18 protein-coding genes and 6 tRNA genes are annotated in these 22,282 nt (G+C 60.3%); 9 read left to right on the top strand and 15 right to left on the bottom strand.

Translation table 11 applies throughout. From position 1 onward, the window contains the following. Positions 1 to 6 precede the first annotated feature (6 nt). The 4 genes from VJR68_RS11220 to VJR68_RS11205 all read right to left on the bottom strand — a co-directional run bounded on the left by VJR68_RS11220 (position 7) and on the right by VJR68_RS11205 (position 4,433). Positions 7 to 219 carry a SlyX family protein gene (locus tag VJR68_RS11220; protein ID WP_324147758.1) on the bottom strand — a complete coding sequence of 71 codons (213 nt, stop codon included), beginning with the start codon at positions 217 to 219 and terminating at the stop codon, positions 7 to 9. Continuing rightward, positions 216 to 1,565, bottom strand: a complete 1,350-nt coding sequence (locus VJR68_RS11215) for a UDP-glucose/GDP-mannose dehydrogenase family protein (protein ID WP_324147757.1) — start codon at positions 1,563 to 1,565, stop codon at positions 216 to 218. The genes VJR68_RS11220 and VJR68_RS11215 overlap by 4 nt, the downstream gene beginning before the upstream one ends. A 156-nt stretch (positions 1,566 to 1,721) precedes the next feature. Beyond that, positions 1,722 to 2,498, bottom strand: a complete 777-nt coding sequence (locus VJR68_RS11210) for an FKBP-type peptidyl-prolyl cis-trans isomerase (protein WP_324147756.1) — start codon at positions 2,496 to 2,498, stop codon at positions 1,722 to 1,724. 168 nt (positions 2,499 to 2,666) lie between these two features. After that, positions 2,667 to 4,433, bottom strand: a complete 1,767-nt coding sequence (locus VJR68_RS11205; protein ID WP_324147755.1) for a cation:proton antiporter — start codon at positions 4,431 to 4,433, stop codon at positions 2,667 to 2,669. Positions 4,434 to 4,593: 160 nt separating this feature from the next. On the opposite strand from VJR68_RS11205, the gene VJR68_RS11200 reads away from it, so the two are divergent. From VJR68_RS11200 to VJR68_RS11190, 3 genes are all read left to right on the top strand, one after another. Next, positions 4,594 to 4,669: transfer RNA gene (locus VJR68_RS11200), tRNA-Ala, on the top strand. Positions 4,670 to 4,677: 8 nt separating this feature from the next. Then, positions 4,678 to 4,753 (top strand) — tRNA-Glu (locus VJR68_RS11195). A gap of 68 nt (positions 4,754 to 4,821) precedes the next feature. Beyond that, positions 4,822 to 4,898: transfer RNA gene (locus tag VJR68_RS11190), tRNA-Asp, on the top strand. Between the two features lie 80 nt (positions 4,899 to 4,978). On the opposite strand, the gene VJR68_RS11185 is transcribed toward VJR68_RS11190, so the two are convergent. Both VJR68_RS11185 and ppsR read right to left on the bottom strand, forming a co-directional pair. Further along, a complete protein-coding gene (locus tag VJR68_RS11185; RefSeq protein ID WP_324147754.1) occupies positions 4,979 to 5,437 on the bottom strand; it encodes a DUF1249 domain-containing protein in 459 nt (152 codons plus the stop codon). 19 nt (positions 5,438 to 5,456) lie between these two features. After that, complete coding sequence (gene ppsR, locus VJR68_RS11180; protein WP_324147768.1) at positions 5,457 to 6,272, bottom strand: posphoenolpyruvate synthetase regulatory kinase/phosphorylase PpsR; 816 nt, start codon at positions 6,270 to 6,272, stop codon at positions 5,457 to 5,459. Positions 6,273 to 6,499: 227 nt separating this feature from the next. On the opposite strand from ppsR, the gene ppsA reads away from it, so the two are divergent. From ppsA to VJR68_RS11160, 4 genes are all read left to right on the top strand, one after another. Further along, entirely contained in the window at positions 6,500 to 8,875 is a 2,376-nt protein-coding gene (gene ppsA / locus VJR68_RS11175) for a phosphoenolpyruvate synthase (RefSeq protein ID WP_324147753.1), read from the top strand. Between the two features lie 119 nt (positions 8,876 to 8,994). Further along, a complete protein-coding gene (gene lepB, locus VJR68_RS11170; RefSeq protein WP_324147752.1) occupies positions 8,995 to 9,690 on the top strand; it encodes a signal peptidase I in 696 nt (231 codons plus the stop codon). Positions 9,691 to 9,766: 76 nt separating this feature from the next. After that, positions 9,767 to 9,856 (top strand) — tRNA-Ser (locus VJR68_RS11165). Between the two features lie 255 nt (positions 9,857 to 10,111). Then, positions 10,112 to 10,813, top strand: coding sequence for a PP2C family protein-serine/threonine phosphatase (locus VJR68_RS11160; protein ID WP_324147751.1), 702 nt, complete (start codon positions 10,112 to 10,114; stop codon positions 10,811 to 10,813). 313 nt (positions 10,814 to 11,126) lie between these two features. On the opposite strand, the gene dnaQ is transcribed toward VJR68_RS11160, so the two are convergent. Genes dnaQ through VJR68_RS11145 form a run of 3 tightly spaced genes read right to left on the bottom strand, consistent with a single transcriptional unit; the run spans position 11,127 to position 13,009 of the window. Then, positions 11,127 to 11,849, bottom strand: a complete 723-nt coding sequence (dnaQ, locus tag VJR68_RS11155) for a DNA polymerase III subunit epsilon (RefSeq protein WP_324147750.1) — start codon at positions 11,847 to 11,849, stop codon at positions 11,127 to 11,129. Further along, complete coding sequence (gene rnhA, locus VJR68_RS11150; RefSeq protein ID WP_324147749.1) at positions 11,846 to 12,289, bottom strand: ribonuclease HI; 444 nt, start codon at positions 12,287 to 12,289, stop codon at positions 11,846 to 11,848. Before rnhA ends, dnaQ begins: the two co-directional genes overlap by 4 nt. 42 nt (positions 12,290 to 12,331) lie before the next feature. Further along, positions 12,332 to 13,009: a methyltransferase domain-containing protein gene (locus VJR68_RS11145; protein WP_324147748.1), complete on the bottom strand. Its 678-nt coding sequence runs from the start codon at positions 13,007 to 13,009 to the stop codon at positions 12,332 to 12,334. A gap of 258 nt (positions 13,010 to 13,267) precedes the next feature. Between VJR68_RS11145 and gloB the strand changes: the two genes are divergently transcribed. Beyond that, positions 13,268 to 14,035 (top strand): hydroxyacylglutathione hydrolase, encoded by a 768-nt coding sequence (gloB, locus tag VJR68_RS11140; RefSeq protein ID WP_324147746.1) that lies wholly within the window; start codon positions 13,268 to 13,270, stop codon positions 14,033 to 14,035. A 191-nt stretch (positions 14,036 to 14,226) separates the two neighbouring features. Beyond that, positions 14,227 to 15,273 carry a LysM peptidoglycan-binding domain-containing protein gene (locus VJR68_RS11135; protein ID WP_324147745.1) on the top strand — a complete coding sequence of 349 codons (1,047 nt, stop codon included), beginning with the start codon at positions 14,227 to 14,229 and terminating at the stop codon, positions 15,271 to 15,273. Between the two features lie 144 nt (positions 15,274 to 15,417). Here the strand turns inward: VJR68_RS11135 and VJR68_RS11130 are convergent, their stop codons facing one another. The 6 genes from VJR68_RS11130 to clpX all read right to left on the bottom strand — a co-directional run bounded on the left by VJR68_RS11130 (position 15,418) and on the right by clpX (position 22,264). Beyond that, complete coding sequence (locus VJR68_RS11130; protein ID WP_324147744.1) at positions 15,418 to 17,340, bottom strand: SurA N-terminal domain-containing protein; 1,923 nt, start codon at positions 17,338 to 17,340, stop codon at positions 15,418 to 15,420. 86 nt (positions 17,341 to 17,426) lie between these two features. Further along, positions 17,427 to 17,503 (bottom strand) — tRNA-Asp (locus VJR68_RS11125). Between the two features lie 7 nt (positions 17,504 to 17,510). Next, a tRNA-Val gene (locus VJR68_RS11120) sits at positions 17,511 to 17,585 on the bottom strand. Positions 17,586 to 17,602: 17 nt separating this feature from the next. Continuing rightward, entirely contained in the window at positions 17,603 to 17,875 is a 273-nt protein-coding gene (locus VJR68_RS11115) for an HU family DNA-binding protein (protein WP_284323064.1), read from the bottom strand. Positions 17,876 to 18,204: 329 nt separating this feature from the next. Continuing rightward, positions 18,205 to 20,697: an endopeptidase La gene (gene lon, locus VJR68_RS11110; RefSeq protein WP_324147743.1), complete on the bottom strand. Its 2,493-nt coding sequence runs from the start codon at positions 20,695 to 20,697 to the stop codon at positions 18,205 to 18,207. 262 nt (positions 20,698 to 20,959) lie between these two features. Next, positions 20,960 to 22,264, bottom strand: coding sequence for an ATP-dependent Clp protease ATP-binding subunit ClpX (gene clpX, locus VJR68_RS11105; protein ID WP_126682755.1), 1,305 nt, complete (start codon positions 22,262 to 22,264; stop codon positions 20,960 to 20,962). Positions 22,265 to 22,282 lie beyond the last annotated feature (18 nt).

Here is a 22,282-nt window from a genome sequence, read left to right as displayed (position 1 = left end):
CGTTGTTCAATAGTGTGGTGGCGGGGGTTCACTGTGCGGATCGGGTGATTGCCCAAGGCGCACGGTTTCCAGCTCGCTGCGCAGGTCGCGGACCAGTCGCTCCAGTGTCGCGATGCGCAGGGACTGGTCAGCGTCCGCCGCCACCAATGCCTGGACCGCATCATCGATAAAAGCGAGCCGAACTTCCAGCTCCGTAAGACGTTGCTCGGTTTGGCTCATGACACGTTCGGTCGGGCCACGCTACGACCACGGCCGATGCCGTAGTACGCCAGGCCCGCCTCCTCCACCACCGCAGGCTCATACATGTTGCGCCCGTCGAACACGACTGGCTCCTTCAGCATCGCACGGACGCGGGCGAAATCGGGGCTGCGGAAAGCCTTCCATTCGGTGATGATGGCTAGCGCGTCGGCGCCATCCAGGGTCTGGTATGCGTTATCGCACAGCGCCAGGTCGCTACGTTCGCCATACAAGCGGCGTGCTTCGCTGCGTGCCTCCGGATCGAACGCGCGCACCTTGGCGCCCGCATCCCACAGCGCTTCCATCAGCCGGCGGCTGGAGGCCTCACGCATGTCGTCGGTATTGGGTTTGAAAGCCAAGCCCCACAGCGCGATCGTTCGTCCGCGCACATTGCCTTCGAAATGGCGCTGGAGAAAATCGAACAGCTTGACCTTCTGGTCATGATTGACGGCTTCAACCGCTTCGAGCAGGCGCGCGCTATAACCCACTGTGCGCGCCGTACGTTCCAACGCCTGCACATCTTTCGGGAAGCACGAACCGCCGTAGCCCGCGCCCGGATAGATGAAGTGATAGCCGATACGCGGATCCGAACCGATCCCCTGGCGCACCAATTCAATATCCGCACCCACGCGCTCGGCGATATTCGCGATCTCATTCATGAAGCTGATCTTGGTGGCCAGCATGGCGTTGGCCGCATACTTGGTGAGCTCGGCCGAACGCACGTCCATCACCACGGTGCGATCATGGCTGCGGTTGAAGGGCGCGTACAGCTTGCGCAACAGGTTGATGGCGCGCTCGCTCGATGTGCCGATCACAATGCGGTCAGGCCGCAGGCAATCTTCGACCGCATCGCCTTCTTTCAGAAATTCGGGATTGGACGCGACATCGAATTCGACTGCCGCACCACGTGCTGCAAGTTCGGCTGCTACCGCTTCATGCACCCGATCCGCCGTGCCGACCGGCACCGTGGATTTGTTGACGATGACGGCATAGCGATCCAGGTTGCGCCCGATCGAGCGGGCCACACTCAACACGTATTGCAGATCGGCACTGCCGTCTTCGTCCGGGGGCGTTCCGACGGCGATGAAGATGATCTGCGCATGGGCGACGGCCATCGCCGCGTCGGTCGTGAAAACGAGCTGCCCATTGGCATGATTGCGCCGCACGATTGGCTCGAGGCCCGGTTCGAAAATAGGTATCTCGCCGCGGTCAAGGCGAGCAACCTTGTTCTCATCGATATCTACACAAACGATATGGTTACCCATCTCGGCCAGGCAGGCCCCAGTAACCAGACCTACATAGCCGGTACCAAAAATGGTGACTTTCATCGCGTGGGATTAATGCCTTGTTGGGGGCAAAGATTCTAACAGTGTCAAAAGAAACGCCTATGTCAACGACACAGGCGCCAGCTTGAACCGATGCAAAACGAACGGGGCGCGAATCATCGCGCCCCGTCCTTATGCATTGCGTTGTAGCGGAGGCAATTACTTGCCAGCGCCACCTTCGCCGCCGTCCTGTGCAGCGCCGGCCGGCGTCGGGCCAGTGCTCACCAGGGTCACGTCGAAGATCAGCGTAGCGTTCGGCGGGAACGGACGATTCGGTTCCGCACCATAAGCCAGATTCGGCGGGATGAAGAACTTATAGTGGCCGCCCACCTGCATCAACTGCAGGCCTTCGCGGAAGCCCGGAATCACGCGAGCCAGCGGAATCGCGGTCGGTCCCGGCGGATTGTTCTTTTCGGAGCTGTCGAACACTTCGCCATTCACGAAGGTGCCCTTGTAATTCACCTTCACCGTGTCGTTCGGACCCGGACGGGCACCGGTGCCCTGGGTGATCACTTGGTACTGCAGACCAGATGCCGTGGTCTTCACGCCTGCGGCGCTCTTGTTCTTGGCGAGGAAAGCTTCGCCTTCGGCCTTGTTCTTGGCCGACTGCGCATCAAATTCCTGCTTGCCCTTGGCTTCTGCCTGCGCGATGAAGCCCTTCCACACGGTGGACGCTTCGGTTTCGGACATGCTCGGCTTCTGGCCGCTGAGCGCAGCGGTCACTGCACGACCCACCGCTGCCGGGTCCACCAGTTCGCGCATCGGGCCCGGAATCTGGCCGGCCAACTGATAGCCCATGATTTCACTGGCTTTGGCCTTGTCGACGGTACCGGTTGCTGCGGTGCTGGACGTCTGGGCCTGCGCGCCAGCGGCGGTCATGCCCAGCGCAACGGCCAGCGCGGCCGCCGTCAGCGTGGGTCGCAGAAAATGCTTCATTAGGAACTCCCTAGTCATGGATATGCCGGCGTGCCGCGCCGGACCTCCCCCCAAATGGAGGCTGGCCACGCATTGTGCTGTGTCCAGTCCGGTCTTGGCAACGACGATTCGCAGTTGACCGTCCTACCCTTGAAAAGTTCAGGCCTGCAATGGTGCGCAGCGCCTCATTCAGCTGGTTTCGTTAGGAGGAGATGAAGGCTTTTCCAGCGTTTCCCGCAATGCGGCCTGCAATCTCGCATGCACTTTGACCAGGCCGCGCCAAAGAATAATGGCGAAAATCACGCACACCGCAATCAGAGAAAGTGCTACACCACGCGGCGGCAAAATCGTTGATCCCAATACGCCAACCAGCAAGGCCAGCACCAGCAGCGTTGCCAGCGGAATGATTTTCGCAAGAACCTGCCGGATCGCTTGTGTATAGGCGCCGGCGAAACGCTCGCGTATGCCCAATTCCGCAAGCAGCATTCCCAAGGCTTCGGCCTTGCGATACACCGCGATCAACAATGGCAGCGATACAAACAGCGCGCATGCCCAGATCACCGAGTGGCGCATGTCACGACTCAACCCCCAGCGCTCGAACCAGACGGCGTTGTGCGCATTGACGTAGGCGCCGATCACGAACAATGTCACGACGAGCGCGATGTTCACCGCAATGTGCCAAAGCAATCGTCGAAACATGTGCGCAATGACCGCGTTTTCGTCGACGGGCCGCAAATTTTCCAACCATCCGCTGTAGCTGGTAATCACCAGCCGCACAGGGCGAGGCAGCACGCGCCTGGCCGCCTTCGTCAGCAATTCGGCAGAACGCAGCAAGTACGGTGACACCACCATGCAAATCAAGGCCGCTGCTACAGCGGTGGGATAAATGAAATTGTCTACCGCGTGCAGCGTCAGCCCAAGCGTGGCGATCACGAACGAGAACTCGCCAATCTGTGCCATGCAGAGGCCGGCACGCAGCGATGTACGCAGATCGTGCCCGATAAAAAACATGCCGGCGCTGCACACAATGCTTTTGCCAAGCATCACCGTGAAAGCGATTGCCACGGCAGGTAGGGCGTATTGCATGAGCAAGGACGGATCCAACTTCAAGCCGATCGCAACGAAAAACAACGCCGCGAACATGTCGCGCAACGGCTCAACCAGATGCACGACACGCGCAGCGCTGCGTGCTTCTGCCACCACCGCCCCGGCCAGAAATGCGCCAAGCGCCACGCTGAAACCCAGCCACGCGGCAAGCAGGCTGGTACCGAAACAAATGCCGAGCACACTCACCAGCAAGGTTTCGTCGCGATCGAAATGCGCCACGTAGTCGACTAGCCGCGGCACCAACAACAACCCGACGATCATGCCAGCAACCACGAACAAACCGAGATGTCCGACGACGGTAAAAGCCGTGCCCGTCTCAACCGTGCCGCTGATGGCGATCGCAGTGAGCAAAGTAAGCAGCACGATGGTAAGCATGTCCTCCGCCACCAGCATGCCGATCACCAAACGCGCGAACGGCCATTGGCGCAACCCGGTTTCCTCCAGCGCGCGCATAGCCACCATGGTGGAGGACAGCGCCACGATAGCTCCCAGGAACAAAGCGTTGCGGCCACCCCAGCCAAACAGCAGGCCCAGCTGATAGCCAAGCCACAGCATGAAGCCCACTTCGATCACGGTAACCAGCAACACGCCCCCGCCCACCTGGCGCAGCTTGCGTACGCTGAATTCAAGTCCCAGCGTGAACATCAACAACACAACGCCAAGGTTGGAGATATCGGCAATGGCGCGCGCATCGGCAACCAGGACGCCGGGTGTATGCGGGCCGATCACAATGCCTGCGAGGATGTAACCCGGAAGCACAGGCAATCGCAGACGCTGGAACAGGATTGTCGTGGCGCCAGCCACGAGCATCACCAGTGCGAGGTCGCGAATGAAACCGATATCGTGCATGCGGCGCTCATGAAGATGTCTCAAGCACAGCTTAACCTGATGCACTGCTTTCGCTTGCGCTCGCATGCGCCGGCGAGCGCTTCACTTGCCGTGAATTTTTTTTCTAAAAATCGCTTGACGGAATTCAGAACCCAGCCTATTCTTTCGGGCTTCCAGCGGCGGGGCCATAGCTCAGCTGGGAGAGCGCCTGCATGGCATGCAGGAGGTCGGCGGTTCGATCCCGCCTGGCTCCACCAACACATACGTCCCCATCGTCTAGAGGCCTAGGACATCACCCTTTCACGGTGGCGACCGGGGTTCGAATCCCCGTGGGGACGCCATTTCACCCAAAACACTGGGCGGAATGGAAAAGGACTTAGTGGGTTGGTTGCTGGTTGTTGTACAACGTGGAGCGGTAGTTCAGTCGGTTAGAATGCTGGCCTGTCACGCCGGAGGTCGCGGGTTCGAGTCCCGTCCGCTCCGCCATTTTCAAGAAGCCCGCGCGATGCGGGTTTTTTGTTGCCTGCAACGTAGAGATGTTGGGGCTCGCATTCGCTCACCCCAACCTACGCGCGCTCCAGCGTTCCCGCCGAGTGACCCTGCTCCGCCAGATACTCCAGCCAGCGCGTGAGAAAGGTGTTCATCTGCAAGCGGTGCTGGAACACCGAATGCGCCGGCGGAAATGGTCCCAGCACCTGCCACAGGTGACGACCGGGATGGCAGTGCAAAGCTTCGGCAACGTGCGCATCGCTATACATGCGCAACTGTGCCGACGGCGAACGGCGCCCGGTCTGCGTGTCGACAAACCCGTAGGTGAGTTCGAGTTCCAGCGTGTACGGATGGCGCTCCTGCAGCACCAAATGCACCGGCAAGCCGTCGTCGACATCCGAAACGTAATCACCGAGCTCCAGCTGCTGCGGCGCGAACAGGCGCGTCAGCCGATGGTAGTTCTCGGCATAGAGCCCCATCAGGAACTCGAAGCGTCCTGGCAGCAAGCTGGCGCGGCGGTCAAGTACGGCACTCATGAAGTTGGGATCACCTCAGTTAGTACATGGTTTTTTCGATACCGAATTGATCGAGGATTTTGCTCGCAATCTCTTCGATTGAAACGTGCGTGGTGTTGAGATACGGGATACCAGCCTGGCGCATCAGCCGCTGGGCCTGCTCCAGCTCCCAGCGGCATTGCTTCAGCGTGGCATACCGGCTGCCCGGGCGCCGCTCTTCGCGAATCTGCGCCAGACGCTGCGCTTCGATGGTGAGGCCGAACAGGCGGTGCTTGTTGGTACGCAGACGGGCCGGGAGCTCGAGCTTATCCAGATCTTCCTCGGTCAGGGGGTAATTGGCGGCGCAGACACCGTAATGCAAGGCCATGTAAAGACACGTCGGCGTTTTGCCTGAGCGCGATACGCCAACCAGGATCAGGTCCGCCTGGGCATAGTCAACCGCCATGCCATCGTCATGGCTCAGGGCGTAGTTGGTGGCGTTGATGCGCGCCTCATATTTGGCGGAATCCACCAGGCCGTGCGAACGGTTCACGGCGCCCGAATGCCGGGTGCCCAGCTCGTCCTCCAGTGGACCGATGAACGGCGCAAACACATCCAGCATCAGCGCCCCGCTGGTCGCCACGACCTCGCATAGCGCGGGGTCGGCCATGGTGTTGACCACGATCGGCCGATGCCCGCTCTGCGCATACCGCGTCTTGATGCGCAGCGCGGCATTCTCCGCCTTCTGCGGGGTGTCGATGAACGGCAGGCGGTGCTTTTCGAATTGCACCCCCTCAAATTGGGCAAGAATGCTGTTCCCGATCGTCTCGGCCGTAATACCAGTGGAATCTGAGATGAAAAAAACCGAGCGTTGCATGCGTTTTCCCTGGGCAGGATGAATCGCTGATTTGCACCTTAACCCAAGCACGAAGCCTTGTCGTTGCTTGACTTTTATCTGACTGGTATGCAGGTGGCGCGCCCTATGATCGCAATGGTCTTCTTGTGCCTCGCACCATCGGCAGCGGACAATACCAGTCTTATGCGACCGGTTTTCTCCGGTATGGCTGCCTGCTTTTTCCATTGAAGCTCTTGAGGAGATCCCCCTTGAACGATCTGGTGCTTTGGCTCGACCAACTGCGCATGACCGACCTTGGCAAAGTTGGCGGCAAGAATGCGTCGCTTGGCGAGATGATCGGCAACCTGGCTCAGCTGGGGGTATCCGTACCCGGCGGTTTCGCCACCACGGCTCAAGCCTTTCAGCAGTACCTCGAAAAGAGCGGCCTGTCCAAGCGCATTGCCGACCGGCTGACCACGCTGGATGTCGACGACGTGGACGCCCTGGTCGCCGGCGGCAAGGAAATCCGCGGGTGGATCGTCGACACCGCCCTGCCTGCGGATCTCGAGCAAGCGATCCGCGATGCCTACGCCAAACTCTGCAAGGACGCGGGCGCCGACAACATCGCCGTGGCCGTGCGTTCTTCCGCTACCGCCGAAGACTTGCCGGACGCCTCGTTCGCCGGCCAGCAGGAAACCTTCCTCAACGTGGTCGGTATCGACGACGTGCTGCACAAGGTCAAGGAGGTCTTCGCTTCGCTGTACAACGATCGCGCCATCGCCTACCGCGTGCACCAGGGCTTCAAGCACGAAGATGTATTCCTCTCCGCTGGCGTGCAATTGATGGTGCGCTCGGATGTAGGCGCCTCCGGCGTGCTGTTCACGCTCGACACCGAATCGGGCTTCCGCGACGTAGTGTTCGTCACCAGCAGCTACGGCTTGGGCGAGATGGTGGTGCAAGGCGCCGTCAATCCGGATGAGTTCTACGTATTCAAGCCCACTCTCAAGGCCGGCAAGCCAGCCGTGCTGCGCCGCAGTCTCGGCGCCAAACAGCAGCGCATGGTGTATTCGAACAAACCGGGCGAACGCGTGCGCATCGAAGAGACGCCTGCCGCCGATCGCAATCGTTTCTGCATCAGCGACGAAGACGTGCAGGAACTGGCCAAGCAGTCGCTGGTGATCGAACAACACTACAAGCGCCCGATGGACATCGAATGGGCGAAAGACGGCAACACCGGCAAGCTGTACATCGTGCAGGCGCGCCCGGAAACGGTGAAGTCGCGTGCGCACGCGATGCAGCTTGAGCGCTTCCATCTCAACGAAAAGGGCAAGGTGCTGGCCGAAGGCCGCGCCATCGGGCAGAAGATCGGTAGCGGCAAAGCACGCGTGATCCGCTCACTCGCCGACATGAACAAAGTGCAGGCAGGCGACGTCCTGGTCGCCGACATGACCGACCCGGATTGGGAACCGGTGATGAAGCGCGCTTCGGCCATCGTGACCAATCGCGGCGGCCGCACCTGCCACGCCGCGATCATTGCGCGTGAACTTGGCGTACCTGCCGTCGTCGGCACCGGCCACGCGCTGGATACGATTCCCGATGGACACGACGTCACCGTCTCCTGTGCCGAAGGTGATACCGGCCTGATCTACGAAGGGCAGCTTAAATTCGATCGCGTCACCGCCGATCTTGGCGCGATGCCGGAGGCACCGCTCAAGATCATGATGAACGTCGCCAACCCGGAACGTGCGTTCGACTTCGGCATGTTGCCCAATGCAGGCATCGGCCTGGCACGTCTGGAAATGATCATCGCCAGCCATATCGGCGTGCATCCGAAGTCGCTGCTTGAATACAACAAGCAGGATCCGGAAACCAAGGCCAAGATCGATGCACGCATTGCCGGCTACAAAGACCCGGTGAGTTTCTATGTCGATCGCCTTGCCGAAGGCATCGCCACCATTGCCGCCTCGGTGTATCCCAAGCCAGTGATCGTGCGTTTGTCGGATTTCAAATCCAACGAATACGCCAACCTGCTCGGCGGCCAGCGCTACGAGCCGCATGAAGAAAACCCGATGATCGGCTATCGCGGCGCCAGTCGTTACGTCGATGCGGGCTTTACCGAATCGTTCGGCCTGGAATGCAAAGCCGTCAAGCACGTGCGTGAAGTGATGGGACTCACCAATGTTTGGGTGATGATTCCCTTCGTGCGCACGCTCGACGAAGGCCGCAAAGTGGTCGAGGTGCTGGCCAAGAACGGCCTCAAGCAAGGCGAGCACGAGCTCAAGGTCATCATGATGTGCGAGCTGCCTTCCAACGCCCTGCTCGCGGATGAATTCCTCGACATCTTCGACGGCTTCTCGATCGGCTCGAACGATCTCACCCAGCTCACGCTCGGCCTGGATCGCGATTCCAGCGTGGTCGCTCACCTCTTCGACGAACGCGATCCGGCGGTGAAAAAGCTGCTGGCGATGGCGATCAAGACGGCGCGTGCGCGCGGCAAATACGTCGGCATCTGCGGCCAAGGCCCATCGGATCATCCGGATCTGGCCGAATGGCTGATGGATCAGGGCATTGAGTCCGTATCGCTCAATCCCGACACCGTGGTGGATACCTGGCTGCGGCTGGCGAAAAAGAAGGCCGCGGCGTAAATCAGGCAACGGAGCGATGGCAACATCACTCCGTTGCTTTTTGAGGCGACGGAAACTCCAACGACAAACCTGATGTCCATCCTGCTGAAGTGCCATTCGGCTCAGCCAAGGGGTATGCCATGCGCCAGGTGTTGTCCTTCCTTTCAAAGAACAAAAGCTTCTTCGTCTTCATGCTCGGCATGCTGATGTTCCGCAGCGCCCTTGCCGATTGGAACGATGTGCCGACCGGCTCGATGCAGCCCACTATCCAGATCGGCGATCGTATCCTGGTCAATAAAGCGGCTTACGACATCCGCGTGCCGTTTACCCATCTTTCGCTGATCCATTTGGCTGATCCCCAGCGCGGGGATATCGTCGTGCTCGACTCGCACGCCGCCGATGAGAAACTAGTGAAACGTGTGATTGGCATTCCCGGCGATGTCATCGCCATGCGCGATAACATGCTCTACGTGAACGGCAACGCCGCCCGCTATTCGCCGACGACCGTCACCGGCATTCATGATGACCTGCGGGACCCGGCTCGCTACGAGGTGGAGCAAGTGGGCGGCACGCAACACCTCGTCCGGCTTTCGCTCTATCGACCCAGCGATGCGCGCGACTTCGGCCCCATCACCGTCCCTGCCGGCCAGTACCTGCTGCTAGGGGACAATCGCGACAACAGCATGGACTCGCGCTACTTCGGCTTCTTCCCGCGCAACGAGATCGTTGGGCGGTCCCGTTACGTGGCGCTGTCCTTGGACCCGGATCATCACTATCTGCCCCGTGCGCAGCGGCTGGGGATTCCGTTGGACGGCATGGCCGCCTCCGCCCGGTAACTCAACATCGGCAGTTGTCACCACGACGGCCAACACGTATCATGTTCGGCTCGCGCGACCAGCGACGCACCCTTTCGGAGAGGTGGCAGAGTGGTCGAATGTACCTGACTCGAAATCAGGCGTACGTGTAAGCGTACCGTGGGTTCGAATCCCACCCTCTCCGCCACCCATAAAAAAACGCCCGCATGGGCGTTTTTTTATGGGTGGCGGAGAGGGTGGTCCGATGAGAACCCATCGGTTCGACAAATTTGTCGGGAACAAATGGACAGCCGAAGGCTGGCCCTCCGGGCTTTGCGCGGAGGGTTCGGCCCAGGGACGGGCCGAACAATCCCACCCTCTTCGCCAGCAACGGCATGTCAGAAGATTGCTGCGCTAGGCTTCTATATGCGGCATGCTTCGCGCATCCACTCGGCGGACGCCCATGATCGAATTCGGACACGGAACCCATGTCGGTTTGCGCCGCGCGCGCAACGAAGACACCTACTATGCGGATGCATCGCTAGGGCTATTTCTGGTCGCAGACGGCATGGGCGGGCATCAGCATGGCGAAGTGGCCTCGGCCATGGCGCGCGATGCGATCGTGGGCTCGGTGCGCAAGGGGAAATCATTGGCCGAAGCCGTGCATGGCGCGGCGGCGCGATTGCTGGAACACGCACAGCGCTACGACGATGCGCTGCCGATGGGCACCACGGTGGCCGCCATCCGCTTTACCGAACAGGACTACGAAGTGGTCTGGGTGGGCGACAGCCGCATCTATCAGTGGAAAAGCGGCTTACGCCAGATCAGCCACGATCACTCGCTCGTGCAACGACTGGTGGAAGCCGGCACCATTGATGAAGCACAAGCCAAACGCCACCCCCAGCGCAACATCCTTACGCAAGCCCTGGGCATCACGGCGTTGGAACAATTGCACATCAGCATGGCAACGGGAAAGCTCGAACCCGGCATGAGCTTTCTGGCGTGCAGCGACGGACTGACTGAAGAAGTGAGCGACAGCCGCATTGCCGAGATCATCGGCCGGCGTGAGCTGGCCGCGCAGGAATGCCTGGATCATTTGCTGCTCGCCGCACTCGACGGCGGCGGCAGCGACAACATTACGGCGATCCTGGCGCGGATTCACTAGGGATGCTCTGATCTATTCCATGCACCCGGCATGGCGTCCAGAAGGCCCGCAGGGTGTGTTGCGTGGCGCAGAGCAGACTGGCCGTCTGTTCAAGCCGCGCGGCGCAGCCTGCGGGCCTTCTGGACGTCACCCCATCGTTTTAATTCAACAGGTTGGGGCCGCACGGTATGCGCGCCTCGCTTCGCCCCGCCGTCTCGACATACAACCAGTATGCCTTCATCGTCGGGGCGAAGCGAGGCGCGCATACAGTACGGTGACGGGTACATGGAATAGATCAGAGCATCCCTAGGCTCGAAAGAGCCTCCGCAGATCATCAAGCTTCCACGTCCTGCTTGCGCCATATCGACTGGCCACCTGCAGCACTCTTGTCCAGCGTATCCAGCCGTTTCAAATGCGCGCTGATTTCTTCTTCGCTGGCACGCAACACGCGCGGCCGGCGCGCTAAAACCAAAGGCGTAACGATGGTGCGCACGCCAGTGGTTTCCGTGCCGCCTTCAAAGCCAAGATCCAGCACCACCTGGCCCGATGTCATCGCCAGATAGACGTCCGCCAGCAACTGCGCGTCGATCAAGCCGCCGTGCAGATCGCGCGCGGAGTTGTCGACGCCAAGGCGTTTGCACAACGCATCCAGGCTATTGCGCTGACCGGGATAACGCTCGCGCGCCATCAGCAGCGTATCGAGTACGTTGCAGCGATCGGCAATGGCGCCGTAGTGCGCACCTGCACGCGCCAGTTCGGCATTAAGGAAGCCGACGTCGAATGCAGCGTTGTGAATGATCAGCTCGGCGCCGTCGATGAAAGCCAAAAATTCATCCACGATTTCGTGGAAGCGCGGCTTGTCGAGCAGGAATTCATCTTCAATGCCGGTGACCGCACGCGCGCCTTCATCAATGGCGCGCTCGGGATTGAGGTAGGTCTGGTAGTACCGGCCGGTAAGCCTGCGCTCCACCATTTCCACGCAGGCGATTTCGATCAGACGATGGCCCTGGCGGACTTCCAGACCCGTGGTTTCCGTATCGAGAACGATCTGTCTCATGCCGTTTTCCGAAAGAGCTCTGCTTGCTGTCGCGCGGCCTGGTCCACGCGCTCGTTTTCATCATGTCCGCTATGGCCGCGCACCCATTCCCAGCGAACCTTGTGAGGCGCGGCAGCGGTCGAAAGCCGCTGCCAGAGATCCTGGTTCTTCACCGGCTTTTTGTCGGCCGTGCGCCAACCGTTGCTGATCCAGCGCGGCACCCATTCCTCGATCCCTTGCATTACGTAGCGGGAGTCCGTCGTCAGCACCACTTGGCATGGGCGCTTGAGCGCTTCGAGCGCCTGGATGGCTGCCAGCAGCTCCATGCGGTTGTTGGTAGTTTGCGCCTCGCCGCCGCTGAGCAAACGCTCGGTGCCTTTGGCTCTCAACAGAGCCGCCCACCCTCCCGGGCCGGGATTGCCGAGGCACGCGCCATCGGTAAACGCTTCCACTTCCGCCACTCGTTCCGCTCCGTTGTTTTTCGTATCGATCGTCGTGTGTTGTCAGCTTACCGAGCTGCGCCGCGCACCTGGCGCCAAGCCGGCTCGCACGGGCGCGGTAACAGGCTTCGGTCGCAATCGCGTTGGCGCGCTGGCAGGCCCGCGTTTGCGCGCTACCAGCACATAGCCCCCACCCAGCCAGCCATGTGCTCCGCTGGAAACGGCTGAGGCAAGCGGCAGCCATTGGCCCACGCGCTGCACCCGCTCCACCTGGACTTCCGCGCGTCGCAGGCGCGCAGCCAATTGCATCGGCGACCGGGCATGCGCGGCGCTGCCGCGCGTCCGCCACAGCCACCAAGGGGTCCACCCACTTAATGGGCTGACACCCGTAAGCACAAGCAGCCCGCCTGGCGCCAACACGCGCACGATCTCATCCAGCGACAGCGGTGCCAGTTCCAATGCATGGCGCAGCAGGATCAGATCAAAGGCCCCATCTGCGAATGGCAGCGGCTCGTCGGCACGAGCACGCACATCCCCCCGAAAACGGCCCTCAGCCAAGCGGAGGGTGACCCATTGTCCCAGATAGGGGGGATTCGGCGGCGTATCGTCCTCAGCGGCCGAGAGCAGCAGCGCCCGGGTGCCCGCGCAGCGGCGAACGTCGGGCATGTAGGCCACCATCTCGTCAGCCAGCAGACCACGCATGGGCGCACTTGCGTAAATATCGTGGGCGCGCTGTGGCATCTACGGGAGGCCTGTCAAAAGCATAGGCAGAGTTTAGCGGCTGGCTTTACAAAGACGAACCATGGCCGAACCGCTTTCGCATGATATTTCGATTAACACCTATCTAACGATCCGGGGGGCTGCGGGCTATATAGTCGGCGGTCTCGCGCATGCCAGGATGCCTGCGCCAGTCGATACGAAGGATGCACTGGTTTGACGCCCGTGGACGGACCTGATGTCCACCCGGCTAGGGCCAGCGCAACAGAGCGGAGAACGCCCTTGCACGTCGTACCGTTACCGGCGCTTGCCGACAACTATATCTGGCTGCTGCACGATGACAGCGGCCACGCCATCGTCGTCGACCCCGGTGAAGCACAACCGGTGGAAGAAGCCCTGCACGCCCGCAAGCTCAAGCTGTGCGCGATTCTGCTCACCCACCACCATAACGACCACATCGGTGGCGCTGCCGCGCTGCGCGCAGCGCATGGGGCTCTCATTTACGCGCCCGAGGATGAGCGCATCTCGGCGGCCACCCATCGCGTGCGTGATGGCGAGACGCTGATACTTGCCCAGCCTGAGGCGCGTTTTCAGATCATCGCGGTGCCCGGGCACACGCTCAGCCATATCGTGTATGCGGGCGAGGGCGTGTTGTTGTGCGGCGATACCTTGTTCAGTCTCGGCTGTGGCCGTCTGTTTGAAGGCACGCCGGCGCAAATGCTTTCCTCATTGCAACGCATAGCGTCGTTGCCTGGCGATCTGCTGGTTTGCTGCGGCCACGAATACACGGTTGCGAACGGCCGCTTCGCGCAAACGGTCGAACCCGGCAACACCGCGCTCAAACAGCGGCTGGATGATGTGGCAAAACTGCGCGCGAAACAGCAGCCCAGCGTACCGGCGCCGCTATCGAGCGAACTTGCTTGCAATCCCTTCCTGCGCGTGAACAGCAATGATGTGATCGCCTGGTGCCGCCAACACGGCGCGGCCAATGACGATCCCGTCGCCCGCTTCGCAGCTCTGCGCTCGGCCAAAGACGGATTTCAGGCATGAGATACGCACGACGACTTCTGCCGGTTGCGTTGACCTCCTTGTTGGCGGCATGTGCGACGCCACCCGCAAACAAACCGGCAACGCCTGCTCCAGTTACGGTCTCACCTACGCCAAGCCCGCTACCCGCTACGCCATCACCTACACCGCAAGCATCCCCTTCACCGGCTACGCCGGAGGAAACAAACGCCAATGTGTGGGACAAACTGCGCGACAGCTTTGCCATGGCCGATTGCGATGCCGATCCGCAGATCACGGTGTGGGCGCATCGCTATACGCAAAACCCGCAGCGTTTCGAGCAGCAAATGAGCGATGTGCTACCGCGCATCATCTATGTGCAACAAGCCGCGGAGAAACATGATGTGGCCGGCGAGTTCGTGCTATTGCCGTGGGTGGAAAGCCAATATCGACCCGTACCAGGCCATCGCAATCTTCCCGCAGGCATGTGGCAGATCGTCCAAAGCACAGCGCACGTCATGGGGCTGCATGTGGAACGCGGTTACGATGGCCGCCTGGATACGTCCGCCGCGACGGACGGCGTGATGCGCATGCTGCACGACTATCACGATCAACTGCACGACTGGCGCCTCGTCGACTATGCGTTTAATCGCGGCGAAAACAGTGTCCAGCGAATGGTGCAACAACATGGGTTGCCCCCGGACGAACCGGCCATTCCGAAATGGCCGGTACCGAAGGTGACCCGGGAACACCTCACCAAGCTGTTGGCAATCTCCTGTGTGGTGCGCGATCCAGCGCGTTTCAACGTGGAACTGCCCACGCTGCCCGCCGATCAGCACCTTGAAACGGTGCAGATAAAACATGACATGACGTTGTCCTCCGCAGCCGATCACGCCGGCATGGAAACCGACGACTTGAAGCGTCTCAATCCAGCCTTGCAAGGCGATTTCCTGAGTGCGGATGCACCTGGGCATCTATTGATGCCACGCCGCAATGCAGAGCTGCTGCGCAGCGCGATGCAGATCGCCAACGAACAAGACATGGTGGCCAGCACGTCTCCCAACCCCCCATTGCCGGCGATGTATGCCGACAAGCCAGAGCAGAGCGCGCAAGACGCAGCGCCACGTCACGCCAGGACGCACGTGGTGAAGCCCGGTGAAAGCCTCTGGCAAATCGCGCGCAATTATTCGGTCAGCGTTAACTCGCTTGAACGGCTGAACCATCTGCACGGCAAACCGCTGAAGCCTGGTCAGGTGCTCAAGCTCGACTCGGCTAGTCACTAAACGCACAGCGGCGTGCGGCTTGCCGATGCCAACCCGCACCTAGGCGATGACCAAGCGGGCCTCGCGTTTATATCTCCAAACGGGAATGCATAAAAAAAGCGGCTCTTGCGAGCCGCTTTTTCGCAGGACACGTACGCTGCTGCGTTACATGCGGTCCTTGGCCATCTCGATCTTGGTTTTCGCCTTGAGCATATCGACGAAACCCTGCGTTTCCACGCCACCATAAGCCTGCACCATCTGGCGATAAAGCTGCTGGCGGTCATCAGGCGTCAGCTTGGAAAGATCGCCAGCCTCGACCTTGTCGACAGCCAGCACGGCGAATGAACCATGGTCCAACGCAACGCTGGCGTACTGCGGCTTGCCGTCGGCAGCCGGATGCGGTGTCTTGAATGCCTGGGTCAGCACCGGCTGCGGCACATTCGGGCCCTGCTGGGCTTGCTGGACGCGCTGCACCTCGTTCGCTGTTTGCAGATCAGCATGCTCGGCACCGGCGACGGCGACAATGTCCTCACCCTTGCTCAAGCGCTGCACCAGCACGTCTGCCTTTTGGCGTGCCGCCTCGGCAATGCGCTGATCGAGAATCTTCTGCATGATCGCATCATGCACTTCAGCGACAGGCTTGGGCGAGGCCGGCACATGCTTGTCCACTCGCACGACCACCGAATCACTCTTGTCGAGGTTGACCAAAGGCGAATTGTTGCCTGATGCGAGCACGTCATTGGAGAACGCGGCAGCAATGACTTTGGGGTTTGCGGCGATGCCCTGCCCGCCTTCGCGGCCGAACAGCGGCGTTTGCTTGATCTCCAGATGCAGAGCCTGCGCGGCCGGTTCCAATGAGCCGGGATTCTGCGAAGTGAGATCGGTCATCTTGCCGGCGGTCTCGTTATAGGCGCGGTCGCGTTCGCCGGTGGTGGCTTCTTTCAGAAGCTGATCGCGAACCTGCTCGAACGGCTTGGTCTGGCCGCTGCGAACGTCGCGCAGGTAGATGATGTGGTAGCCCTCGTCGGACAGTACCGGCTTGGAGATCTGCCCCTTCTGCATGGCAAACATCGCGGCATCGAAAGCGGGATTAGTGACGCCTTTCTGCAGCCAGCCCAGGTCACCGCCTTGCAGCTTCGAGCCAAGGTCATCCGAATCTTGCTGTGCCAGCTTGGCGAAATCCGCGGGCGTGGCTTCGGAAGCGATCTTTTCTGCCTTGTCCAACGCGGCTTTCTGCTGCGCAGGCGTGGCGTTCTTCGGCACGTTGATCAGGATGTGCGAGACCTCGCGCTCTTCCGGCATGCCGAAACGCGAAAGTTCCGCTTGGTAGCGCTTCTTTAGATCTTCATCGGTGGGCTGGGTATCAGCTTTCAGGTCCGCGCCGTTCACTTCGATGTATTTGAGCGACACCTGTTCCGGATTCATGAAATCCGCTTGGTGCGCCTTGTAGTAATCCTGCACCTGCGCGTCCGTCACCTGGCTATCCGCAGGTGCCGGACGCGGCAGCACGAAATAGCGAATGTCGCGACGCTGCAGCTTGACGTCCAGGTAACGATCGATGTCAGCAGGCGTGATGATGGCGCTGCTGCTGATGGCATCCGGCAGCAAGCTGCTTTCCAGCGAGCTGCGCACGTTGGCCTGGTACATCTCCGGCGTCATGCCCGCACCAGCCAATTGTGCGCGGTACATATCGGCATTGAATTTACCATCGACCTGGAAGGCAGGCATGGAGGCGATGGTATCGCGCAGCGCCTGATCGGAGACGCGCATGCCGAGGTCTTCGTTGGCCTGCAGCAGCAATTGCTGGCCGACCAGTTCGTCCAGGATCTGCTGCTTGAATTCGGGTTTGTCGAACACGGTCGGATCGAAGTGATCGCCCAGTTGCGCGCGCTGCTGCTGACGCAGGCGATTGACCGTGTCCTGGAACTGCTGTTGGCTGACTTCACGCTTGCCGACCTTAGCGACAAAGGTTTCAACATGTGAGTTGAAGTAGCCTTCGATACCGAAGAACGACATGGCGAATACGGCAACACCCAGCACGATGATGGCCGGCCATCCTTGCATCTTGTCGCGTAGTGACTGCAGCATGGATTCTTCCCGCGATGATGATGTTCTGCGCGTCGCCGCGCGTGACCTAAACAACAAGGGCGCCACGGGGGCGCCCTTGCAAACCGTGGCGGAGCGGACGGGACTCGAACCCGCGACCTCCGGCGTGACAGGCCAGCATTCTAACCGACTGAACTACCGCTCCACGTTACTGGTGGGTGCTGTAGGGATCGAACCTACGACCCTCGCCTTGTAAGGGCGACGCTCTACCGCTGAGCTAAGCACCCGGACCCTAGCGGGCCGCTTAGTTTAGGGCGTCCTTGAGCGTCTTGCCAGCCTTGAATGCCGGAACCTTGGACGCGGCAATCTTGATTTCCTCGTTCGTGCGCGGATTGCGGCCGGTACGGGCAGCACGGCTGCGTACGGTGAAGGTACCAAAGCCGACGACCGCGACGTCGTCACCGTTTTGCAGCGCCTTCTGCACGGTCTCGAAGAACGCTTCGAGCGCACGGCCTGCGTCGGCCTTGGTCAGTTCGGCCTTTTCGGCGACGGCATTGATCAGATCGGTTTTGTTCATTGAGTTACTCCCTTAAACAGGTATTCGGCCCGCGGAAAGGTTGGGACTTGAGGACTTGGCGGGAAAGAGTCGGATTCGTGCTGGGCGCTGCCACGCAGACCCGCATCACTGTGCGTCGGGTGAGACGTCAGGATGAGGTGAGACTTTATACCAGCGCCCCCAAGGGTCCGCAATACAAGCAATACCAACGCATTGCGGAGATTCAGCAGCGGCATTTGCGTGCAAGGAAATGCTATGCAAATGCCATCCGGCTGTGTTAAGCCGCGATACGAAATGGGCGACACGCAGAACGTGTCGCCCATCGCAATGCAGCCTAAAAACAAAGGCAATCAGTGCGGACGCGCGGGTGTTTCAGCGCCATCCTCGTGCGGCACTGCTTCCGCGCTGGTACCAGCCTCGGCAGGTTCTTTGGCCGGCAACGGTTGTAGCGGATGCTCCAACGCAATGTCGAGCACTTCATCGATCCAGCGTACCGGATGAATATCCAGCGATCCGGTGATGTTTTCCGGAATGTCCGCAAGATCCTTGCGGTTCTCGTCCGGAATGATCACGGTAGTGATGCCGCCACGATGCGCCGCCAGCAATTTTTCCTTCAGCCCACCGATCGGCAGCACGCGGCCGCGCAGCGTAATTTCACCCGTCATCGCCACTTCGGAGCGCACCGGCACCTTGGTTAACGCCGACACGAGCGCCGTGCACATCGCGATGCCTGCACTCGGACCATCCTTCGGTGTAGCACCTTCCGGTACGTGGATGTGCAGGTCGAATTTCTCATGGAAATCCGGATCGATGCCGAGCTGGTTGGCACGCGCACGCACCACCGACAAAGCCGCCTGGATCGACTCCTTCATGACGTCACCCAGCTGGCCGGTATGCACCTGGCGCCCTTTGCCGGGCACGATCGATGCTTCGATGCTTAGGAGATCACCGCCGACCTGCGTCCATGCAAGACCGGTGACGAGGCCGATCTCGTTTTGCTGTTCCTTGCGGCCAAAGTCAAAGCGACGCACGCCGAGATACTTCTCGAGATTGTCGGAATTCACCTTGACCTTACCCGATGCCGCCTTGGCCGACTTCTTCGCCTTGGCGGGTTCCGCACCTTCCTTGAGTTCACCCAGGGTGATTTGCTTGACGACCTTGCGGCAGATCTTGGAGATCTCACGCTCTAGATTGCGCACGCCCGATTCACGCGTGTAATAGCGCACGATGTCGCGCACGGCTTCCTCATCGACGGCAACTTCGTCGGGCTTCAAACCATTGGCCTTTATCTGTTTGGGCAGCAGATACTTCTGCGCGATGGCGAGTTTCTCGTCCTCGGTGTAACCGGGGATGCGGATAACTTCCATACGATCCAGCAGCGGCCCAGGAATGTTCAGCGAGTTCGCCGTCGCAATCCACATCACTTCCGAAAGATCGAGATCGACTTCCAGATAGTGATCGTTGAACGTGTGGTTCTGTTCCGGATCGAGTACTTCCAGCAACGCCGATGACGGATCGCCACGGAAGTCCATCGACATCTTGTCGATTTCGTCCAGCACGAACAGCGGATTCTTGCTGCCGACCTTGTTCATGTTCTGCACGATGCGACCCGGCATCGAACCGATGTAGGTGCGGCGATGGCCGCGAATTTCCGCTTCATCGCGCACGCCGCCCAAGCTCATGCGAACGAACTTGCGGTTGGTCGCCTTGGCGATCGATTGGCCAAGCGATGTCTTGCCGACGCCAGGCGGACCGACGAGGCACAAGATCGGGCCCTTCATGGCACTGACGCGCTGCTGCACGGCGAGGTATTCGAGGATGCGTTCCTTCACCTTCTCCAGACCGAAATGGTCGGCGTCCAATACCTGCTGCGCCAAAGCGAGATCCTTGCGCACCTTGCTGCGCTTTTTCCACGGCACGCCAATCAGCCAATCGAGATAGTTGCGCACCACAGTCGCTTCGGCCGACATCGGCGACATCTGACGCAGCTTGCCAAATTCCTGGCGCGCCTTCGCGAGCACCGGCTTGGGCATGCCGGCGTCTTCGATTTTCTTCTGCAGTTCTTCGATTTCGTTCGGGCCTTCCTCGCCCTCCCCCAGCTCCTTCTGGATCGCCTTCATCTGCTCGTTGAGGTAGTACTCGCGCTGGCTCTTTTCCATTTGCGACTTCACTCGGCCGCGGATGCGCTTTTCCACTTGCTGCAGATCGATTTCACCATCGACAAGGCCGATCAGCAATTCAAGGCGCTGAGCGACGTCGGCTGTCTCCAGCACTTTCTGTTTGTCGGCCATGCGCACGGACAAGTGCGCGGCGATGGAATCGGCCAAGCGCGAAGGATCGTCAATGCCGGACAACGTCGCCAGCACTTCCGGCGGAAGCTTGCGGCTCTGCTTGACCAACTGCTCGAACAGCGACACCAGCGTGCGCGATACCACATCCAGCTCGCGCTCCTTGATGCTGTAGACGGGCTCAATGACGTGCGAGCGCGCTACAAGCATGCCGCTTTCGTCCTGATACTCATCAATGGACACTCGTGCTTGGCCCTCGACCAGCACCTTCACGGTGCCATCGGGAAGCTTCAGTAATTGCAACACGCCGGCGAGCGTACCGACCTGATGCAGATCTTTGATCGCCGGATCGTCAATGTCAGGACTTTTCTGCGCGACCAGCAGGATCTGCCGCTCGCCTTCCATGGCGCGCTCAAGTGCACGCATGGATTTGTCGCGTCCCACAAACAGCGGTATCACCATGTGCGGGTACACGACCACGTCACGCAGCGGAAGCACCGGCAGTACATCCAAGGCGGCGCCAGTAGTGGTGGGAATTGCGGCACTTTTTGCCATCGCAGGGGATCTCTCGCGAAAAAGGTGGAAAACCTTGAATAGCCATCCGGGCCATTCTTACGTCGTCAACCGGTTCGGTTCACCCGAACTCATGCAGCACATCCGGCGCCGCGTTTGGCTGACGACCCCGACACTGCGCCGAGGCCATTGAGTCGTCAAGTGGAGGCGATGCGCGGTTCACACAAGTGCTGGCCGTATAACAGAAAACACACGGCCCCGGCGGAGACCGCCGGGGCCGTTTCGTGACATCCAAAGATGGTGATCAGGCAGCGGCGTCGCCGCTCTTTTCGCTACCGATGCGTGCCTGTTGCTGCAAGTTGCCGCGATAAATCAGATAAGGCTCTGCCTGGCCTTCAATGACAGCATCGTCCACCACCACTTTGCTGACATGCTCAAGCGAAGGCAGCTCGTACATGGTGTCCAGCAGTACCTGCTCCAGAATCGTGCGCAGGCCACGCGCGCCTGTCTTGCGCTTGAGTGCCTTGCGCGCAATCGCCTGCAGTGCTTCCGGACGGAACTCAAGCTCCACGCCTTCCATCTCGAACAGTTTGCGGAACTGCTTGGTGACGGCGTTGCGCGGTTCGGTGAGAATTTTTACGAGTGCCGCTTCGTCAAGCTCATCCAGAGTGGCGACAACCGGGAGGCGGCCGACGAATTCCGGAATCAGACCGAAGCGCACCAGATCCGACGGCTCCACTTCGGCCAACACCTTGCCGAGATTTTCGGTGCGTTCTTTCGACCGCACTTCCGCAGAGAAGCCGATACCGGTGGTTTCGGAACGCTGCTGGATGACCTTCTCCAAACCCGCGAACGCGCCACCGCAAATAAACAGAATGTTCTTGGTGTCGACCTGCAGGAATTCCTGCTGCGGATGCTTGCGGCCACCCTGCGGCGGCACAGAAGCAAGCGTGCCTTCGATCAGCTTGAGCAGCGCCTGCTGCACGCCTTCGCCGGAGACATCGCGCGTAATGGACGGGTTCTCGCTCTTGCGCGAGATCTTGTCGATCTCATCGATGTAGACGATACCCGACTGCGCTTTCTCCACGTCGTAGTCGCACTTCTGCAACAGCTTTTGGATAATGTTTTCCACGTCCTCGCCGACATAGCCGGCTTCGGTCAGCGTGGTGGCGTCGGCGATGGTGAACGGCACGTTGAGCAAGCGCGCCAGCGTTTCCGCGAGCAGCGTCTTGCCCGAACCGGTCGGGCCGATGAGAAGAATGTTGGATTTGCCCAGCTCGACGTCATCGCTGCGCTGGCGCGATTCCATCCGCTTGTAGTGATTGTAGACCGCGACGGCCAGCGCCTTTTTGGCGCGCGTCTGCCCGACCACGTATTGGTCGAGGGTCTCCATGATCTCCTTGGGCTTGGGAAGCTGGCTGCGTCCGGAGGCAGCCTTCTCTTCCAGCTCCTCACGGATGATGTCGTTGCACAGCTCCACGCACTCGTCGCAGATGAACACGGATGGACCCGCGATCAGCTTGCGCACCTCATGCTGGCTTTTGCCGCAGAAGGAGCAGTAAAGAATCTTGCCGCTGTCGTTGGAACGGCCTTGCCGCTCGTCAGTCATTCGTTTGATCCTGCTAGA

Source organism: Dyella sp., from assembly GCF_035277725.1.
Lineage (GTDB): Bacteria > Pseudomonadota > Gammaproteobacteria > Xanthomonadales > Rhodanobacteraceae > Dyella_B.
The sequence above is the reverse complement of the archived record's forward strand: the minus strand, read 5'-3'. Positions and strand labels throughout refer to the sequence as shown.

Coding starts and splice junctions, on each gene's coding strand:
- VJR68_RS11220 (WP_324147758.1), bottom strand. CDS start 219: ATGAGCCAAACCGAGCAACGTCTTACGGAGCTGGAAGTTCGGCTCGCT.
- VJR68_RS11215 (WP_324147757.1), bottom strand. CDS start 1,565: ATGAAAGTCACCATTTTTGGTACCGGCTATGTAGGTCTGGTTACTGGG.
- VJR68_RS11210 (WP_324147756.1), bottom strand. CDS start 2,498: ATGAAGCATTTTCTGCGACCCACGCTGACGGCGGCCGCGCTGGCCGTT.
- VJR68_RS11205 (WP_324147755.1), bottom strand. CDS start 4,433: ATGCACGATATCGGTTTCATTCGCGACCTCGCACTGGTGATGCTCGTG.
- VJR68_RS11185 (WP_324147754.1), bottom strand. CDS start 5,437: ATGAGTGCCGTACTTGACCGCCGCGCCAGCTTGCTGCCAGGACGCTTC.
- ppsR (WP_324147768.1), bottom strand. CDS start 6,272: ATGCAACGCTCGGTTTTTTTCATCTCAGATTCCACTGGTATTACGGCC.
- lepB (WP_324147752.1), top strand. CDS start 8,995: ATGCGCCAGGTGTTGTCCTTCCTTTCAAAGAACAAAAGCTTCTTCGTC.
- VJR68_RS11160 (WP_324147751.1), top strand. CDS start 10,112: ATGATCGAATTCGGACACGGAACCCATGTCGGTTTGCGCCGCGCGCGC.
- dnaQ (WP_324147750.1), bottom strand. CDS start 11,849: ATGAGACAGATCGTTCTCGATACGGAAACCACGGGTCTGGAAGTCCGC.
- VJR68_RS11145 (WP_324147748.1), bottom strand. CDS start 13,009: ATGCCACAGCGCGCCCACGATATTTACGCAAGTGCGCCCATGCGTGGT.
- VJR68_RS11130 (WP_324147744.1), bottom strand. CDS start 17,340: ATGCTGCAGTCACTACGCGACAAGATGCAAGGATGGCCGGCCATCATC.
- VJR68_RS11115 (WP_284323064.1), bottom strand. CDS start 17,875: ATGAACAAAACCGATCTGATCAATGCCGTCGCCGAAAAGGCCGAACTG.
- lon (WP_324147743.1), bottom strand. CDS start 20,697: ATGGCAAAAAGTGCCGCAATTCCCACCACTACTGGCGCCGCCTTGGAT.
- clpX (WP_126682755.1), bottom strand. CDS start 22,264: ATGACTGACGAGCGGCAAGGCCGTTCCAACGACAGCGGCAAGATTCTT.